This is a genomic window from Nocardiopsis sinuspersici, assembly GCF_001998325.1.
In the GTDB taxonomy this organism is placed as follows: Bacteria; Actinomycetota; Actinomycetes; order Streptosporangiales; family Streptosporangiaceae; genus Nocardiopsis; species Nocardiopsis sinuspersici.
On the sequence record NZ_MCOK01000001.1, the window covers coordinates 4,804,526 to 4,823,087 of the forward strand.

The following is an 18,562-nucleotide window of genomic DNA, read 5'->3' on the forward strand; positions in this document are numbered from 1 at the left end:
CTGTGCCACCGCACAGCGAGGGCGCCGACGGGGTTCTGGAGGCCGCGCAGGTGTGCCCGTGAGGCACGAGCGGGCGCACCGCAGGGGCCGAAGGTTCCCGTGCCTGCGGCGCCCGAGCACGAGGCGAAGCGCAGCCTCAAAGACGACACAGCGAGGGCCCCGACGGGGCCGCCGGAGGTCCCGCATATGCGCACGCGAGGTACGAGCGGGCGCACCGCACAGGGGCCGAAGGTTCCCGTACCCGCGGCGTCCGGGCACGAGGCGAGGCGCGGCGCAGCCTCAGGAGAGCACGGCGCTAGGAGGACATCTGCTGCACGAAGGCGAACAGGCCCATCCCCCACGCGAACACCGCGCACATCGCGATGATCACCAGGACCTCGGTCCAGTTCAGGAGGCGGCGCAGCGAGGCCCGGGGCACGTCGGTCAGCCGCACCCGGCTCAGCACCCCCAGCACCACCCCCGCCACGAGCGCGGCCAGCGGCAGCCACGGGGCCAGGAACGCGTACTCGCCGACGACCGCCACGCCCGTGGCGCCCAGCCCGAGCACACCGGCCAGGCGTAGCGGCAGCACGTGCCGGATCCGGTCGAACAGCCGCGAGCGCAGCACCAGCAGCACCGCCAGCAGCCCGCACAGCAGCAGGTCGGGCAGGCCCGCGGCCAGGTAGGCCAGCAGCACGGTGACCGCGCCGCCGCTGACCGCCGCGCCCAGCACGACGCCCAGCAGCAGGCGGTCGCTGGTGGTGAAGGTGTCCTCGAACCGCTCCGTGGCGACCTGGCCCGTGCGGCCCACCTCGTAGTCGAGCCCGGACAGGCCGCCCATCACCATCGCCACGCGCGGCAGCGCCCCGACGCACAGGGTGAGGGCCAGCCCCATGGCCCGGACACCCTGCACGGGCTCGGTGAAGGCGCCGACGGCCACCAGCACCCCCGCGGTCAGGGTGACGACGCCGAGCGCGGCGATGTGGGCCAGCCCCGTCTCGTGCAGGGCCCAGCCGATCACGGCCACGAGCAGCGCCCCGGCCAGCCCGAACGCGGCCTGGACGAGGGGCCCGGTGTTGGTCACCAGTCCCGCCGCGAGCACCACGGTCAGTGCCCCCCATCCGCAGGAGGCCGCGAACAGCACGTGGGCGACGACGGGCAGCGGCCGCCGGGCGGCGAGCAGCATGACGGCGATGGTGAAGAGCGTCCCCACGCTCGCCACGGCCAGGTGGCCGGTGGAGGGGCTGAGCCACATCATCAGGAGGAGAAGGGCGAGGGGGCCGGTTCCGGCCACGAGGAGTCCGAAGGACAGCGTCGTCGTCGGGTTCCAGATGCGCGCCGTCTCGTCGACGCGGTCCTCGACCGCGCCGCGGACGTCGTCCACGTGCGCGGGCCTGCTCGGCGCGGTGCGGCGGTCCAGCACCAGCACGTCGCCGTCGTGGACGTCCGCGCTCTCCAGCGGCTCCTCCGGGTGCACCGGCACGCCGTCCACGGTGCTCAGCACCCACCCCGCGGGCTCGGTGCCCTCCTCCTCGGAGGCGCAGACCTCGATGATGCGCGGCATCAGCGTGGCCACGGGGACCGTTCCGGGAAGTGCCAGATCAGCCCAGCGCTCCGGCCCGGTGACCGTGACCCGGCAGTATCCACTCACACCAATGGTTCCTTCGTCGTCACGGGCGCTCGTCGCCCTCGGGGAGGGACCGTCGCCCTCGGGGGGAGGGACGGATACGAATTAGGAGATTCGCGAGGATCGCGGGATCATTCCTAGCGTAGTCACCCAGAGACCAGCCCCCGTAGGCGGACCGAAAGAGATCCCTGTGGCGACGAGACCTGTCCCCCGCCCGGCTCGAAGCGTCCCGGCTGCCCCCGGGAACACACCGCTCGTCATCGCGACCCCACCGCAGATGCCGGAGAACCCGCCCGCGTCGAGCTCCGGCGCGATGATCATCATGCCGATCATCACCGGTTCGGGCTCCCTCCTGATGTCCATCACCATGGGGCACCGTCCGCTGATGGCCGTCGCGGGCGTGATGATCATGATGGCCAGCGTGGTCGTCGGCATCATCATGTTCGTCTCCCAGCACAACGGCCCGCGCAAGCGCATCCGCGAGCAGCGCGAGCGCTACGTCGACTACCTCGACCAGTTGCGCGGGATCGTCCGGGACGTGGCCTCCACCCAGCGCGCCGACAACGCGTTCCGCCATCCCGCTCCGGAGCTGCTCACCGACCCGGCCCGGTCACGGGCGCGCCGCTGGGAGCGGCGGGCCTCCGACCCGGACTTCCTGGACCTGCGCGCGGGCACCGGGACGCGCCCCCTGGCACGGCGGCTCAAGCTCAAGGTCGACACCTCGTCGCCGCTGATCGTCTACGACCCCGTCTGCCAGGGCTCGGCCGACCAGCTCATCGAGCTGTACGCGAACGTGCCGGAGATGCCGCTGGTCGTCCCGCTGCGCGAGCACGGCGTGGTCTCGATCGTGGGCGACCGCGAGGCCGGGCGGGGGCTGGCCCGCGCGCTCATCGCGCAGATGGCCACCTTCCACTCCCCGCACGACCTGCGGATCGGCGTGGTGCGGGACAACAGGCTGCGCCCCAGGTGGGAGTGGCTGAAGTGGCTGCCGCACAACACCTTCGACGAGGCCGAGGACGGTCCGCTGCCCGCCCGGTTCGTGTCGGTGAACACCGTCCAGGCCGCCGAGCTGCTCTCCGACGAGATCGAGCGGCGCACCGTCGACCTGCAGCGGCGCCGGGGCGCGCCGCCCGGTCCGGGCACCCAGCGCCTGGTCGTCGTCCTGGACGGCGAGTACCAGTCCACCCTGTCCGGTCTGCACGCCGAACCCCCCGTGAACTCCCTGGCCGACCTGGGCGTCCACGTGATCGCCCTGGTCTCGGACAAGCGCGAGGAGCCGGAGGCGGTGGACCTGCGGCTGAACATCGGGGCCGACGGCACGCTCACCGAGGACACGGGGAGCCCGGGCGCGGACGAGGACTCCCCGTACCCGCCGATCGAGGGCCGGGCGGACCGGTCCAGCGTCGCCCACCTGACCTCCCTGGCCCGTGTGCTGGCCCCGTACGGCATCGCGGTCACCGACAGCGACGACGCCATGCACGGGACCGTCGGGCTGCCGGAGATCCTTGGGGTGCCCGACGTCGCCCAGTTGGACACCCGGCGGACCTGGCGCAAGCGCAGCACCGGCGACTACCTGCGGGTGCCCATCGGCATCGGCCCGAACGGGAACACGGTGCTGCTGGACCTGAAGGAGTCGGCGTTCGGCGGTATGGGACCGCACGGCCTGGTGGTGGGCGCGACCGGTTCCGGCAAGTCGGAGATGCTGCGCACCATGGTGGCCTCGCTGGTCATCAACCACTCGCCCGAGAACCTGGCGCTGCTGCTGGTGGACTTCAAGGGCGGCGCGACCTTCGCCGACACCGACCGGCTGCCGCACAGCGCCGGCCTGATCACCAACCTGGCCGACGACGACGGCCTGGTGACGCGGTTCCGCGAGGCGACCTTCGGCGAGCTGGTGCGCCGCCAGCAGCTCCTGAAGAACGCGGGCAACCTGCCCAACCTGCACGCCTACGAGGCGGCCAGGGAGGACGACCCGGAGCTGGAGCCGCTGCCGCACCTGCTCATCATCATCGACGAGTTCTCCGAGCTGCTGACCGCGCACCCGGACTTCGCGGAGCTGTTCGTGGCGATCGGGCGCATCGGCCGCTCCATCGGCGTGCACCTGCTCCTGGCCACCCAGCGGCTGGAGTCGGGCAAGATCAAGGGCCTGGAGTCGCACCTGTCCTACCGGGTGGGGCTGCGCACCTTCTCCGAGGCCGAGAGCCGGGAGGCGATCGGCGTGGGCGACGCCTACCACCTGCCGCCCGAACCGGGTTCGGGGTACCTGAAGGTGGACACCTCCGTCTTCGAGCGGTTCAAGGCCGCCATGGTCTCCCAGCCCTACGAGCCGCCCCGGCAGGAGGAGGAGAAGGACGAGGCCGACCCGGTCCTGCCCCTGCTGTCCTACAACGGCCTGTCGAAGGTGACGGGCGCGAACTCGCTGGTGGACTCGCTCGTGGACTCCATCAGGGCCAAGGAGGAGGAGAACAGACCCCAGCGGAAGAAGCGCACCACCCTCCAGGTCACCGTGGACCGGCTCGCCGAGTCGGGCGCGGACCCCGTGCGGCCGGTCTGGCTGCCGCCGCTGCCGGAGATGCTCCCCTTCGACTCCGTCTTGGCCGACCTCGGCGAGGCCGACGACCTGCGCGGGCAGGGCACCGAGCCCGACCCGGCCGAGTGCAAGGCGGTCATCGGTCTGACCGACATCCCCCGCGAGCAGCGTGTGATCCCGGCGGAGCTGGACTTCACCGGAGGCGAGGGCAACATCGTCGTCCTGGGCGGCCCGCAGTCCGGCAAGTCGACGCTGCTGCGCACGGCCATCGCGAGCCTGGCGTGGCGGTACCCGCCCGGCCGCGTCGCGGTGTACGCGATCGACTTCGGCGGCGGCGCGCTCCAGGCGATGGACGAGCTCCCGCACGTCGCGGGCGTGGCCGGCCGCGCCGACCCCGAACGGGTGCAGCGGATCCTCACCGACGTGTCGGGGCACCTGGACCGCCGGCAGAGGGCGTTCAGGAAGCACAAGCTGGACTCCCCCGCGGCGCTGCGCCAGGCGCGGGCCGAGGGGAAGCTGCCCGACAGCGTGGTGGGCGACCTGTTCCTGATGATCGACGGGTGGTCCGCGGTCCGCGACGCCTTCGACACGGCGGACGACTTCCTGATGGACATCGCCACGCGGGGACCGTCCCTGGGCGTGCACACCATCCTGACCGGAGCGGCGTCGTCGCAGGTCCGATCCCGCCTCCAGGCGCTGTTCGGCGGACGGTTCGAGCTGCGGCTCAGCGACCCGATGGACTCGGGGATCGGCCGCAAGGCCGCCGACGAGCTCCCGAAGGACACGCCGGGCCGCGGCCTGACGTCGGAGGAGCACCACACGCACGTGGCGCTGCCGCGCGTGGACGGGGTGGCCGACGACGAGGACGTCACGGACGGGATCCGCGACCTGGTCAGGCGGGTCCGCGAGCGCTGGCCGCAGAAGGCGGTGCAGGGCGTGCGGACCCTGCCCTCCCGGATCGGGCTGGACGAGCTCCTCAGGGGCCGCAGGAGCAGGCGCAAGGAGCTCGTGCTGGGCATGGCCGAGAGCTCGCTCGCCCCGGCCACGACCGACCTGGACCGGGACCCGCACCTGGTGGTGTTCGGCGACCCGCAGACCGGCAAGTCGACGCTGCTGCGCGGCCTGGTCGAGCAGATCGTCCGACGGCCGTCGACGGAGCTGGGCGTGGTGATGGTCGACTTCCGGCGCACGCACCTGGAACTGGTCCCCGAGGACCACCTGCTGGCCTACTGCACCACCGCGGAGCAGACCAAGGCGGTCGCGGACAACCTGGCGGGGTCGCTGAAGCAGCGCCTGCCGGGGCCGGACGTGACCCCCAGGCAACTGCGCGAACGCAGTTGGTGGAAGGGCCTGGACCTGTACATCGTGGTGGACGACATGGACATGATCGCCTCGCGCAGCAACCCGCTCGCACCGCTGGCGCCCTACATCCCGCAGGGCGCGGACCTCGGCCTGCACGTCATCGCGGCACGGCGCACGGGCGGCACGGCCCGGGCCATGTTCGAGCCCGTCCTCCAGTCGCTCAGCGACATGGCCACACCCGGCATGCTGTTCTCCGGCGACCGGATGGAGGGGCGCCTGGCCAACGGCGCGGCCTCCAAGGCGCTGCCGCAGGGCCGTGCGCAACTGGCGCTGCGCGGCAGGCGCCCGGACCTGGTCCAGGTCGGCTGGAGCGAACCCCCGGCGTAGGTCCGGCCCCACACAGGTTGCGTGTCCCCGTCCCCTCTCCGAAAGGCAGACCCATGCGGCGCTCGCTCGCCACGGCCTCGGCCGTGTGCCTGATGGCCGTCACCGCCTGCGAAGGCTCGCCCTCGGGTTCGGAGGACCCTCCGGAGACGGCGGAGGAGGTCGCCGAGCGGGGCCTGGTCGGGATCGCCCTGCTGCACCGCGGCTACGAGGGCGGCGATCCGGAGAAGGACCAGGTCCTGGTGTTCCACGACCCCGAGACCGGTCAGCCCCTCCACGAGCTGGACCTGCCCGACGGGGCCGTGGACCCCATGGCACCGGACCTGCCGGTGCACGCGCAGTTCTCCGAGGACTGGCGGTTCTTCGCCTACGCCACCGACGAACCGTCCGCGATCACCGTCGCGGCGCTGACCGGCCCCGGGGAGGACGGCGCCGCCGCCGAGGAGGGCGGGGATGCGGCGCCCGCCTACGAGCCGGTGGAGTCGGTCGGCGCCGCCGCGGGCGAGGTGCTGTCCCACCCGGTCGTCCACGGCGACCGGCTCTGGTACGTCTCCACCGACGAACAGGCCGCCCGGCCCCCGCAGGTGATGTCGGTTCCGCTGGACGCCCCCGGCGGCGCCCCGGAGCAGGAGGGCACGCTCGTCCTGGGAGAGCAGCGTCGTCCGAGCGACTGGGCGCTCACACCGGACGGAGCCCTGCACGTACGCGACAGCGTGCCGACCCGGCGGGTGCCCGGGGCGGGCGGTCCGGTCCTGGTGGTGCGCGAGACCGGCGGCAGTGTCGTCAACGCCTCCATGAACACCGGCGAGGGGCTCTGGCTGACCTTCAACGACGCGCCGGTCTGGGGCGGGGGGACCGCCGTGCTGGGCCCCGATCCCGACAGCGCCCAGCCGGCGGCGGGCGCCTACCTGGTGACCGTCGACGGGCAGAGCCACACGTCCGCCCGGCTGCTGGAGGACAGCGGTGGCCCGGTGGTGCAGTACACGCCCTCGCCCGGGCGCGACGCCCTGCTCCTCCAGACCGGGCAGGCGTGGTACCGCGTCGACCTGGAGGAGGGCGGGGTCGCCGGAACGGAGGAGCTCTTCCCCCGGTTCCACGACGCGTCCATGGACGGCTATCCGCTGGTGGTGCGCTGGTCCCAGGAGGCGCCGGAGGCCGATCCCGGCGCGAGCCCCTCCGGCTGAGCCGCCGGGGCGGACGGTGGGAGGAGGCCCGGATCCCCACGGGGTCGGATCCCCCGGGGCGCGGTCCCTCATGAACAGAAGGGAACATCCGGGGCGAACAGTACACACGCGACGCCTCTCTCGGTACTATTCCCCCCGTTCACGGAAACCGCGGAACTCCTGCCCCCACCCGCGCGTCACACCCGTCATCCGGATCCGGTCCGCCCGGGCCGACGACCGTGAACGGGTTCTTCCGTGCGTGGAGGGCGTCGCGCCCCCTCCCGGAGAGTTCCGTGTTCGAGGAGAGGAGACCCCCACATGAGCACCGAGGCGGGCGGCAACCCGATCGAGGGAATGCAGGGCGGTGAGTACGCCGAAACGCTCGCGGCGGCCATGGCCGGACTCGCGGACGCGTTCGACCTCCTCATGGAGGACGCCAGGGGCGCAGCCGGCCACGACGACGTCAGAGCCGGGTTCGGTACCTTCAAGGAGGACACCGCCCAGGCCCTCATCGACGTCCAGGCGCTCGGCCTGGCCCTGGCCGACAACGTCCAGTCGGGCGCGGCGGAGATCGCGCGCAACGACCTGGACAGCTCGGAGGGCTTCGACCACCCCTGGGAGTCCCACCGGGACATCAACTTCGAGGACTGACCGCACCGCACGCCGCCCTGCCCCGCGCCGCTTCCCCTCCCCCGCCCGCCGTCCCAAGGAAGACCGTGGCAACCTTCTCCGTCATCTTCGTCCCCCGCGACTTCTACTACGGGTCCAAGCCCATGTACGACTGCGCGGCGGACCTGGAGATCCTCAACGCGCGCCTTCTCGGCCGAGCCGACGACCTCGGCGGGAGCTTCGACTCGGCCGCCGGCGAGTTCACCGACGTCATCGCCTGGAACATCCGGAGCCTCTCCGAGGAGGACGTGCAGAGCTGGCGGGACGCCGCCGTCTCCGTCACCTACGCCGCCTCGGTCGCCCAGATGTGGGCGGACGTCGTCAAGGCGTTCCACGAGGAGCGCGACGCCCAGATCACCACCTGGGAGAGCAGCAGGACGGAGAAGGAGAACGCCGTCCCCGCCAAGTACCAGGACGACCACATCACCTCCTCCCATCCCCAGGCCGACGGCTTCCTCTGGACGGACCTGGGCGCCGGGGACGAGCAGCGGTGCCGGACCCTCTACGACGAGCTCGTCGCCGTGCAGGAGGGGCTCACCACCCGCGAGCAGACCAACTGGCAGGGCCTCCAGGACGGCGCCGAGGAGGTGCGGACGCTGCTCGAACAGGGGCCGACCCCCGAGAACGTCCGCAAGCTCATCGACGCGGGCAACGCCAACTGGGCGTTCCTCAACCTCGACCCCTCCCGCTACTCCTCGCTCATCGAGGACGGCGACCTCACCTCCGAGAACGCCGAGGAGTACGCCGAGGAGCTCGCCGCCTACTGGTCCGGGGAGAAGCCGCTGGACGACCGCTACCACGAGATCATGCTCGTGCTCTCGATGGTGGGGACCGGCGCCCGGCAGAACCAGCAGAACGGCACGGAGCTCAGCTCGGAGGAGATCGCCTTCCTGGAGGAGTTCTACGCCCACCTGGAGGAGCCCTACCGAGCCAACGGGACCGGCGCGGGCATCATGGTCTACCCCGACCTCATGGCCGGGTCCGACATGAGCGACGAGGAGAGGGAGGACGCCCTCGGCACGCTCGGCGACGGGCTGCTCGCGCTCTCGGACCCGTCGCTCGGCGGGGGGTACGACAAGCTGCCCGAGAGCTTCCGGTACGCCGTGGAGGGGACGTGGATCAACCCCGACGCGGAGAACAAGCTTCCCGGCACCCCGGTGAGCACGGGGATGGACATGAAGGCGCTCTCCGCCTTCCTCGAACACACGGACGGGGACCTGGAGGGCGGCTACGGACTGTCGACCAACCTCCACCTGACCACCGGCGCGTTCCTCGACGCCTGGGGCGACATGCCCGACCCCGAAGGGGTGATGCCGGACTCCGAGCAGGTCTCCCACATCATCGACGCGGCCAGCCGCAACACGGACGCCAACTACTACATGCTCACCGGTGAGCACCTCGGCGGGGAGGAGGGCGTCGACCACGGCGACGAGGAGCTGCGCACGCGGGCGCTGGAGGGCACGCTCACCTACGAGTGGCACGACGACGGCCACACCGCGCGCCAGCTCACCGACTGGCTCGCCGAGGACCTCCACAGCGACGACCCCGACGTGCGTGAGCGCGCCGGGGACGCCTTCGCCGGATTCATGGAGACCATCACCGACGCGGACATGCACGAGGCCCTCGTCAACACCGGTGTGGACGTCACCGAGGGGGACAACGAGTACTCCAACGCCTCGTTCACACAGTTCAACGGGGAGCTGGCCGACAGCCTCGCCGACGTCTTCGACGCCCATATCTACAGCTTCGCCGACAGCGACGTGCTCCGCGACAACGAGCCGGTGACGGGCATCGAGGACTTCGACCCGGACAGGAGTTTCGTCTCCATGGGCCCGGAGGAGCGCGCCATGTACATGCAGCTCCTGATGGGGAACGACGAGACGGCCGGGCGTGTGGTCAACTCCGTCGACGTCTACCAGCAGATCGAGGCCGCCGCGTTCCTCGGGAACGGACAGGACGAGGAGACGGCACGCGGCGGGGGCCAACTCCAGGCCCTTTTGGAGGAGGCCCTGCGGAGGGAGTCCGCCGACCGGACCGCCGACCTGGACGAGACCATCGAGCGCGAGACACAGATCGCCGAGTTCGTGGTGGGCGAGGCCGGAGGCCTGTCCGAGAAGATCCCGGTCATCGGTGCGGCTGTCGCAAAGGGGCTGGAACTCGGGGAGGAGAGCATCGTGAACGCGATCGTCGACGGCGAGTACGAGGTCTTCCCGCGGCATCCGACTTTCTCCGGTGCCGAGTACATCGAGCGCAACTTCCGGATCGAGGCTCTCGACTACCTGTCGCAGAAAGACCCCAAAACGCTCAACAGCGTCATCCGCCCGGATGAGTTCCACACCCTGATCGACGGCGGTGCCATCACCATCACGCGGGATGGTGTGCAGCTTTCCCCGGAGGACATCGGAGACGGCTTCGTCTTCGACGACTCCGTCAAGGTCAACGTCGAGAAGAACCCGAACGAGTGGTCGGACAACGAGGACCAGGACCTCAACCGCATGGATAGCGCAATCAGCAACATCATGGACGACGTGGACATCACCACCAGCGACGGCCGCACCCAGTCGGGTGACAAGCGTGTGTCCGACTTCGTCATCCAGTACAACAACTCCTACAACGACACGAAAAGTGTCTTCCCGGACAGCGGCGAGGGCGAGGAAGAGAAGAACTGACGCACGGTCGGACACAATATCGTCACCGAAACGATCTGGAGGACCCGTTGCCCCCGCGCGAGGGCTGTGCGCCCGTTTTCCTGGCGGTCACCCTGGCCGTGAGCCTGGCCCTGTCCGCGTGCTCCACGTCCGAACCCGAGTCCGAACCCGGAGGAGGCCTTCCAGCGGACTACGTCTCCCGCTTCTGGGTCGAACGGGAGGTCATGGTGCGCACACTCGACCGCATGCTCACCGAGGGCGACCCGGACCAAGTCGCCGAGAACATCGGCGGCAAGAGGGACAGGCTGCTCGACACCCGAATCCTCCAACAGACCGAGGACGGATACACCGTCGAACTGGACCACGATGAGTGGCGAACCGAGGCGGTCCACAACTCCGGGCAGATAGACGGCGCTCTCGCGGACGCCATGTACTTCAACGAGGTCACCTGGTGCGGCGAGACCGTCAGCGGCGAGGAGTTCGTCGACGCCTACATGGACGAGTTCTGGGACACCCTCGACACCAACGAGGAATACGTGGCCAGCATCACCGACTACGTCGACTGCGGAGACGGCCGCCCATGACCGGAGCCCCGGCCCCAGGAACTCTTCGGGCGTGCCGCGCATCCGTCTTCCTGGTGGCCACCCTGACCATGTGTACGGCGCTGACCTCATGCTCCACATCCGAGCCCGAGCCCGAGGAGCCGGACATGGGAGGTCTGCCCCCCGGACACGTCTCCCGCTCATGGGTCGAACGGGAAGTCATGTTGCACATCCTCGACCGCATGCTCACCGAGAACGAACCAGCAGAAGACGTCGAGGACATCACCGGAAGCCCGAACGCCCTCTTCGAAGCCCACATCCTCAAAGAGGACGAAGGAGAGTACTTCGTCGAATTCGACAAGGATGAATGGACAACCGATGAGGTAGGCGGCACCACAATGGTCGACAAGTCCCTGTACGACGCCACCAACTTCGAAGAAGTCACCTGGTGCGGCGAACCCGTCGGCGGAGACGAACTCGTCGACGCCTACATGGACGAGTTCTGGGACACCCTCGACACCCACGAGGAGTACACGGCCAGCATCACCGACTACGTCGACTGCGGAGACGGCCGCCCATGACCGGATCCGGAACCGGCGAAACCCGGGGACCGGTGGCTTCACCGATCCCACTGAGACGCTTCTCCGTCCATTCGCGTTCTCTCAGACGGAAGAGGTGATCAACACTCTGTGAACCGTGTGGCGGAAGGTGCGCGAGCATTGACCCGCCGTCGATCCGCTTACTATCGTCCGTATCCTCCCCTCCTCCCGTGTTCCGCGACGGACACCCTGCCCCACGGAGGACGGGTCCAGTGACACACCCACCCCCGAAAGGGTTCAGATGTCCCAGCACGCTGGTCTCGAAAACGTCAACGCGCTCTCGACCGGTGGTGAGAACCTCGGGATGGAGTCCGACGGCCTCCGTACCCAGATGAACCAGCTCATCCAGGACATGTCCAACGACGGCGACTCCCTCCAGGGCCAGGCGCTGAACGACTTCCGCCAGGCCCGCGAACAGCTCACCGAGCGCTTCGACGAGCTCATGAACTGGTGCAGCCAGAACGGCATCAAGCTGAACGAGGGCCAGCAGCAGTTCAACATCACCGACACCGACTCCGCCGCCGACCTCTCGCAGGCCGGGAACGACCTCGGCGGGCTGTCCCGCCCCGTCAACGCCTGATCCCCACCCCCTTCACGCGTCCACAGAAAGGCGTGCACCATGTCCGCTCAGTTCGACGTCTACGGCGATGTCGGAGGCCTGGAAGGGCTCGCCTCCGACCAGCAGGCCCACCTCTCGCGCTTCACCGCGATCATGAGCCAGATCAACGAGCAGTCCGAGAGCACCGTCAGCCAGTGGGAGGGCTCCGGGAGCACCCAGTTCCAGGCCAAGGCCCAGGAATTCGACGCGCAGTTCTCCGAGGTCAACGCCGCCTTCTCGAAGATGATCACGGCCACCAGCGACACCGCGGACAAATACGGCCGTCTCACCCGGTACCTGGACGGACTGTTCTAGTAAGCTGATCGCCGATGTCCACCCCCGCGCCATCCCCTTCGCCCTCCGCGGATCCGGAACCGCAGCTCCCCGAGGCGTTCCACTACACGCCCGACGAGGAGAAGTACGTCCTCCAGGCGGACGCCCTGCGGCACCGGCAACTGCGGTCGGCGCTGCTCTACGGTTCCAGCCGCTACTGGCGGCGCCGTCAGCAGGTGTGGCCGGCGGTGATCGGCGGTCTCATCCTCACCGCACTGATCTGCGGGGTCATCGCCCTCATCGGGGCGTTCGGCCGACAGCAGGAGGTCAACGAGGAACGCGGGTTCGGGAACTACGGTCAGCAACTGATCCACGAGCCCGCGTCCGAGGAGCCTCTGCCCGGCCGGCTGTGACCCGCCGCACCACCATCCCCCGTGCCTGACGGCCGGGGGCCGCCACCACGAACGGGGGTCGCTCGCGCATGTCCGGCTCCGAGCACGCCTCATGGGCACCCGGATACGAGTCGCTCACCGTGCTGCGCGAAGGACCGCGCGCCCGCCTCGTCCGTGGTCGGCGCACCACCAGCGGCGCGGACGTCGTGCTCAAGGTCCTGCCCCGTGCCGCGGGCCGGGCCGAACTCGACCACCTGCGCGATCTCGGCGGGGTGCCGGGGGTCGTGCCCCTGGTGGACGCGGGCACCACGGCCGAGGGCGACCTCTTCGTGGTGCTGCCGTTCTACGCGGACGGCTCCTTCTCCGACATGCTCGTGCGCAGGGGCCCCGCTCCCCTACAGGAGACGGCGGCGATCGCCCGGAGCGTGGCCGCCGCACTCAGCGCGATACACGGTCGGGGCCTGGTCCACGACGCCGTCAGCCCGGGGAACATCCTGAGGGCGGGCCGCACCCCGGTTCTGACCGGCTTCGGCTCCGTGCACCCGATCGGGACGGCCATGCCCCCGCCGAGCCCCGGGACCGACGCGTTCCCGCACTCGCCGCCCGAGGCACTGCGCGGGGAGCCGCGCTCACCCGCCTCGGACGTGTACCGGCTCGCGTCGACCATCTGGACGATGCTCGTCGGCCGACCGCCCTTCGCCCCCGAGGACGGTGCGGCGCTCCACCCCCGCGACCACGCCCACCGGGTGTTCACCGAGGACGTTCCGCCGGTCACCCGGCAGGACGTGTCCCGCAAGCTGCGGGGCGTGCTGACGCGCGCCCTGTCGAAGGCGCCGGAGGAGCGCTACGACAGCGCCGCCGCGTTCGCCGCCGCGTTCGAACAGGCACGTGCGCCGCAGACCACTCCGTCGGCCTCCGGCACGGGTCCGCAGGTCCCGCCCCCCGGTACCGGTCCACAAGCCCCCCATCCCGGCACGGGGCCACAGAACCCCCCGCACCCCGGTACCGGTCCACAGGCTCCGCACCCCGGCACGGGACCACAGGCTCCCCATCCCGGCACGGGACCACAGATCCCGTCCCCCGGTACCGGCCCACAGACTCCACACCCCGGCACGGGACCGCAGACGCCGCCAGCCGAACCCCGCACCGCCTCCGGCAACCACCCGGGCCCCACGGGCGGCCAGGGCTCCGTACCCCCACCGCCCTACGCGGTGCACGAAACGCCCCGGCCACCGGCACCGCCCGGCGCGCATCCGGGCACGGGACCCCGGGGCCCGCTGAGCGGCCCCCAGCCGCCACCCGTTCCCTCCGCACGGCTGGACAGCGCCCGGAGCCTGCGCGGCGAGCCGCCGGCACCTCCGGAGGACGGGCAGGCGGGCAGCCGACTGCCCGCCTCGGACGCGGGCAGCACCGCCGAGATCATGATGGCCAAGCTGCGCGGCGAGGAGATCTCGCCGCGGATCGCCTGGTCCCGTGTCGAGGGATGGAGCGGCACCGCCGAGACCTCCCGCCTGCCCCACGACGAACCGGACACCGGGCAGGAGGACGTCCCCGAGTGGTCCGTCCCCGACGAGCCCGTGCGGGGCGAGGCGCGCTGGCGCAAGCACATGCACATCGCCGTGGCCGTGGGCGGCATCCTCGTGCTCACCGCGGTGTCCGGAACGTTCGCGGCGGCCGGTTCCGGCACACCGGTGTCGGCCGCCTCCGAGGTGGAGGAGCCCGCCGAGGAGTCGGGCGCCCCCGCCGACGAGGAGACCGGGACCGGCCCGGACCGGGGCGGGGTGGTCGATCCCGAGTCCCCGCCCGAGGTCGCCGCGCCGTCGGGGATCACGCTGACGGACAACCTCGGCGCCGTCGAGCTGACCTGGACCGACAACAGCGGCGGCACCGCCTCGTTCTTCGTCCTGGGCGGCCCCCGGGGCCACGACCCGCTCACCCTGGCCCGGACCGGCCCCGGCGCGGTGTCCGCGCAGGTCGTCACGGACGACACCGTCATGGAGTACTGCTTCACGGTGGTCGCCGTGGAGGGCTCCTCCGCCCCGGCCGAGGAGGTGTGCACGACCCGCGCCGCCGACCGGGCCGAGGCCGAGCGCCTGGCCGAGGAACAGGCCGCCGAGGAAGCCGAGGAGGAGGCGGAGGAGGAGGCCGATCCCTCCCCCGGTCCCTCCCCCGACCCCAGCCCGTCCGACGGGACCTGACGCCGCGGCGGCGCCCGGACCCTCCGCCCGAAGCGGTGTGATCTGCGCCGTTTCGCCACGGAGCGGTCTCGGATAGCGTCTTCACGGTCGTGTCGCGCGTTCGCAGTGGGGGCGCCCCTTGTCCGGGGTCTTGGTCGGTTTCGGTGTCATCACCAGCGTCGTCGTCATCGGCTACATGCTCGGCAGGCTCCCCCTCCTGGGGCCGGGCGCCAAGGAGGTGCTCACCAGGCTCGCCTTCTACGTGGCCAGTCCCGCCCTGCTGTTCACGATCCTGGCCGACGTCGACCTCTCCGTGCTGGTGTCCGCACCGGTCCTGGTCAGCGTGCTCAGCGTGGCCGCCGTGGCCCTCGTCTTCGTCGTCCTCGGGCTGGTACGGCGCTGGGGCGTGGGCCGGACCACCGTCGGCGCGCTCGCGTCGTCGTACGTCAACGCGGGCAACCTCGGCATCCCCATCGCCGTCTACGTCCTCGGCGACGCGTCCGTGGTCGCGCCCGTCCTGCTGACACAGCTCCTGTTCATGGCCCCCGTCGGGCTCACCGTCCTGGACCTGGGCGGCGGCGGCGTGCGCGGGGCGGGCCCCGTCCTGCGCCGGGCACTCGGCACACCGGTCCGCAACCCCGTGGTGATCGCCTCCCTGGCGGGCGTGGCCGTCTCCGCCTCCGGATGGGTGCCCCCGGAACCGCTGATGGAGCCCTTCCACCTGATCGGCGGCATGGCGGTCCCGGCGATGCTGCTGGCCTTCGGGATCTCCCTGCACGGCAGCGCGTTCCCCGGCCGCGGCCCCGAACGCGTACCGGTCCTGGTGGCCGTGGCGCTCAAGTCCGTGGTCCATCCGCTGGCGGCGTGGGCCCTGGGCTCCCTGGTCTTCGGCCTGGACGACTCCGCCCTGTTCTCCGTGGTGGTGCTGGCGGCCCTGCCCACGGCCCAGAACGTGTTCAACTTCGCCACCCGGTACCGCACCAGCGAGGCGATGGTCCGCGACGTGGTGCTGCTGACCACCCTCCTCACCATCCCCGTGCTGTTCTCCGTCACCTTCCTGCTCGGATAGCGGCACCCGGCCCTGCCCCGCCCTGGTTCCGGCCCGGCCGACGGAGTGCCATGTGTCGGTAAAAACCCACGGGGAACACTGAGGGTGTGGGGGCCGTCCTCCTCCCCTTTGGGGACGGCCCCCCTCGCGGGCGGGGGCCGGTGCGACGAACTCGCACCGGCCCCCGTTGTCTCCTACCTGCCTCGGCCCCCGCCTCAGCCCCAGGCCAGGGCGGTCAGCTCCGGGTCCTCCAGCGCGGCGCCGACGTCGCGCAGCACCTTGGAGCCCAGTTCCCCGTCGACCAGCCGGTGGTCGAAGGACAGCGACAGGGTCGTCACCTTGCGGATCTTCAGCTCTCCCTTGTGCACCCAGGGCATGTCCCGGATCTGCCCGAAGGCGAGGATCGCGGCCTCGCCCGGGTTGATGATCGGGGTGCCCGCGTCCACGCCGAACACGCCGACGTTGGTGACCGTGATGGTGCCGCCGGACATGTCCGCCGGGCTGGTCTTGCCCTCCCGCGCGGTCTCCGTCAGCCGCTTCAGCGCGGCCGAGAGCTCCGGCAGGGCCATGGCGTCGGCGTCCTTGATGTTGGGCACCACCAGGCCGCGCTCGGTGGCCGCCGCGATCCCCAGGTTCACGTAGTCCTTGACCACGATCTCCTGGTTGTCCCCGTCCCAGGAGGCGTTGATCTCCGGGTGCCGCCGGACCGCCATGAGCAGGGCCTTGGCGACCAGCAGCAGCGGGGACACCCGCACGTCGGCGAAGTCGGGCCGCTCCCGCAGGCGCGCGACGGCCTTCATCGTCCTGGTGACGTCCACCTGTAGGAACTCGGTGACGTGCGGCGCGGTGAACGCGCTGTTGACCATCGCCGCGGCCGTGTGCTTGCGCACGCCCTTGACGGGTATGCGCCGCTCACGCGCGGCACGGTCGGTCCGGGGCGCCGCCTCCGGCTCCGGAGCCGCCTGGGCCGCCGGGGCCTGGGCGGCCTCGGCCGCGGACCGGACGTCCTCCCGGGTGACGACGCCGCCCTCCCCCGTGGGGGTGACCGACGCCAGGTCCACGCCGAGGTCCCTGGCCAGCTTGCGCACCGGCGGCTTGGCCAGCGGGCGCTCCGGCGCCGGTACCGGGCCGGGCCCGGTCTCCTCGGCGGGTGTGCTCGGCCGCACGGGCTCGGCGGCCTTGGGCTCGGGCTCGGGCGCCGGAGCGGACGCCGGGCCGGAGGGAGCCGGACGGCGGCGCGGGCGGCGCTGGGTGGAGGCCGCCCTCTCGCCGTAGCCGACCAGCGGCTTCTCCCGCTCCTCCTCGGCCGGGGCCTTCTCGCTTGGAGCCCCCTCGGCCGGGGAGCCGCCTCCGGTACCGTCGTCCACGGTGATGATCACCGCGCCGACCTCAACCGTCTGGCCCTCCTCGGCCAACAGTTCCCGCACCGTGCCCGCGAACGGGCTCGGCAGCTCGACGACCGCCTTGGCGGTCTCGATCTCGCAGATCATCTGGTTGACCTCGATCTCGTCACCCGGTTTGACGTACCAGGTGAGGAGCTCGGCCTCGACCAGGCCCTCGCCGACGTCGGGCAGCCTGAACGACTGCACGCCGCCGACGGAGGGCTCACTCTTCTGAATCGCCATGTCCTTCGGTTTCCCCGATCCCCTAGTACGCGAACGCCCGGTCAACACCGTCCAGAACGCGGTCAAGGTCCGGAAGGTAGTGCTCCTCAAGACGCGACTGCGGATACGGCGTGTCGAAGGCGGCAACACGGATCACCGGCGATTCCAGGTGGTAGAAGCACTCCTCGGTGACCCGGGCCGCGATCTCACCGCCGAGTCCGCCCGACAGCGGGGCCTCGTGGGCCACGACCAGGCGCCCGGTCTTGCGCACCGACGCGAACAGGGTCGGGTAGTCCACCGGGGACAGCGAGCGCAGGTCGATCACCTCGACGGAGTGGTCGGTGTCGGCCTCGGCCGCCTGGAGGGCGGTCTTGACCATGGGCCCGTACGCCAGCAGGGTCACGTCCGTGCCGGGGCGGGCCACGCGGGCGGCGCCCATGGGGACCGCCTCGGCGAGGGAGGCCCCGGTGTCGACCTCGGCCTTCTCGTAGTAGCGCCGCTTGGGCTCCAGGAAGATGACCGGGTCGTCGCAGTGCACCGCCTGCTGGATCATCCAGTAGGCGTCCTCGGGGTTGGCGACCGTCACCACGCGCAGGCCCGCCGTGTGCGTGAAGTACGCCTCGGGGGACTCGCTGTGGTGCTCCACGGCGCCGATGCCGCCGCCGTAGGGGATGCGCATGACCACGGGCACGCTGAGCTTGCCCGCCGAGCGGCGGCGCATCTTGGCCAACTGGGTGAAGGTCTGGTTCGTGGCCGGGAAGAAGAAGCCGTCGAACTGGATCTCGACCACGGGGCGGTAGCCGCGCATGGCCATACCGATCGCGGTGCCGACGATGCCGGACTCGGCGAGCGGGGTGTCGATGACCCGGTCGGCGCCGAAGTCCTTGTACAGGCCGTCGGTGACCCGGAAGACTCCGCCGAGCCGGCCGACGTCCTCGCCCATGATCAGGGTCTTGGAGTCGTCCTCCATGGCGGCGCGCAGGCCCGCGTTGATGGCCTTGCCGATGGTGAGGTTGGTTCCCATGGC

At 71.1% G+C, this 18,562-nt stretch carries 14 protein-coding genes; 11 read left to right on the forward strand and 3 right to left on the reverse strand.

Going from position 1 to position 18,562, the window contains the following annotated elements; all coding sequences use genetic code 11:
* Positions 1 to 295: 295 nt before the first annotated feature.
* Entirely contained in the window at positions 296 to 1,630 is a 1,335-nt protein-coding gene (gene eccD / locus NOSIN_RS20760) for a type VII secretion integral membrane protein EccD (RefSeq protein WP_077692353.1), read from the reverse strand.
* Positions 1,631 to 1,919: 289 nt separating this feature from the next.
* Between eccD and eccCa the strand changes: the two genes are divergently transcribed.
* The 11 genes from eccCa to NOSIN_RS20820 all read left to right on the forward strand — a co-directional run bounded on the left by eccCa (position 1,920) and on the right by NOSIN_RS20820 (position 15,952).
* A complete protein-coding gene (eccCa, locus tag NOSIN_RS20770; RefSeq protein WP_236743483.1) occupies positions 1,920 to 5,825 on the forward strand; it encodes a type VII secretion protein EccCa in 3,906 nt (1,301 codons plus the stop codon).
* A 53-nt stretch (positions 5,826 to 5,878) separates the two neighbouring features.
* On the forward strand, positions 5,879 to 7,006 hold the full coding sequence (locus NOSIN_RS20775; protein WP_077692356.1) for a hypothetical protein: 1,128 nt from the start codon (positions 5,879 to 5,881) through the stop codon (positions 7,004 to 7,006).
* A 297-nt stretch (positions 7,007 to 7,303) separates the two neighbouring features.
* A complete protein-coding gene (locus NOSIN_RS20780; protein ID WP_077692357.1) occupies positions 7,304 to 7,636 on the forward strand; it encodes a hypothetical protein in 333 nt (110 codons plus the stop codon).
* A 65-nt stretch (positions 7,637 to 7,701) separates the two neighbouring features.
* Positions 7,702 to 10,323 (forward strand): TPR repeat region-containing protein, encoded by a 2,622-nt coding sequence (locus NOSIN_RS20785; protein ID WP_077692358.1) that lies wholly within the window; start codon positions 7,702 to 7,704, stop codon positions 10,321 to 10,323.
* A gap of 47 nt (positions 10,324 to 10,370) precedes the next feature.
* Positions 10,371 to 10,886, forward strand: coding sequence for a hypothetical protein (locus tag NOSIN_RS20790; protein WP_077692359.1), 516 nt, complete (start codon positions 10,371 to 10,373; stop codon positions 10,884 to 10,886).
* Positions 10,887 to 11,011: 125 nt separating this feature from the next.
* Positions 11,012 to 11,425, forward strand: coding sequence for a hypothetical protein (locus NOSIN_RS20795; protein WP_309232768.1), 414 nt, complete (start codon positions 11,012 to 11,014; stop codon positions 11,423 to 11,425).
* 259 nt (positions 11,426 to 11,684) lie between these two features.
* Positions 11,685 to 12,023 carry a hypothetical protein gene (locus NOSIN_RS20800; RefSeq protein WP_077692360.1) on the forward strand — a complete coding sequence of 113 codons (339 nt, stop codon included), beginning with the start codon at positions 11,685 to 11,687 and terminating at the stop codon, positions 12,021 to 12,023.
* A gap of 39 nt (positions 12,024 to 12,062) precedes the next feature.
* Positions 12,063 to 12,356, forward strand: a complete 294-nt coding sequence (locus NOSIN_RS20805) for a WXG100 family type VII secretion target (protein ID WP_077692361.1) — start codon at positions 12,063 to 12,065, stop codon at positions 12,354 to 12,356.
* A 14-nt stretch (positions 12,357 to 12,370) separates the two neighbouring features.
* Positions 12,371 to 12,727, forward strand: a complete 357-nt coding sequence (locus tag NOSIN_RS20810) for a hypothetical protein (RefSeq protein WP_077692362.1) — start codon at positions 12,371 to 12,373, stop codon at positions 12,725 to 12,727.
* Positions 12,728 to 12,795: 68 nt separating this feature from the next.
* Entirely contained in the window at positions 12,796 to 14,904 is a 2,109-nt protein-coding gene (locus tag NOSIN_RS20815) for a serine/threonine protein kinase (RefSeq protein ID WP_077692363.1), read from the forward strand.
* 118 nt (positions 14,905 to 15,022) lie between these two features.
* Entirely contained in the window at positions 15,023 to 15,952 is a 930-nt protein-coding gene (locus NOSIN_RS20820) for an AEC family transporter (RefSeq protein ID WP_077692364.1), read from the forward strand.
* Positions 15,953 to 16,146: 194 nt separating this feature from the next.
* Here the strand turns inward: NOSIN_RS20820 and NOSIN_RS20825 are convergent, their stop codons facing one another.
* Both NOSIN_RS20825 and NOSIN_RS20830 read right to left on the reverse strand, forming a co-directional pair.
* Entirely contained in the window at positions 16,147 to 17,556 is a 1,410-nt protein-coding gene (locus tag NOSIN_RS20825) for a dihydrolipoamide acetyltransferase family protein (protein ID WP_077692365.1), read from the reverse strand.
* 22 nt (positions 17,557 to 17,578) lie between these two features.
* The gene (locus NOSIN_RS20830; RefSeq protein WP_077692366.1) at positions 17,579 to 18,559 is read right to left on the reverse strand and encodes an alpha-ketoacid dehydrogenase subunit beta; all 981 of its coding nucleotides are present in this window, start codon (positions 18,557 to 18,559) and stop codon (positions 17,579 to 17,581) included.
* Positions 18,560 to 18,562: the final 3 nt, after the last annotated feature.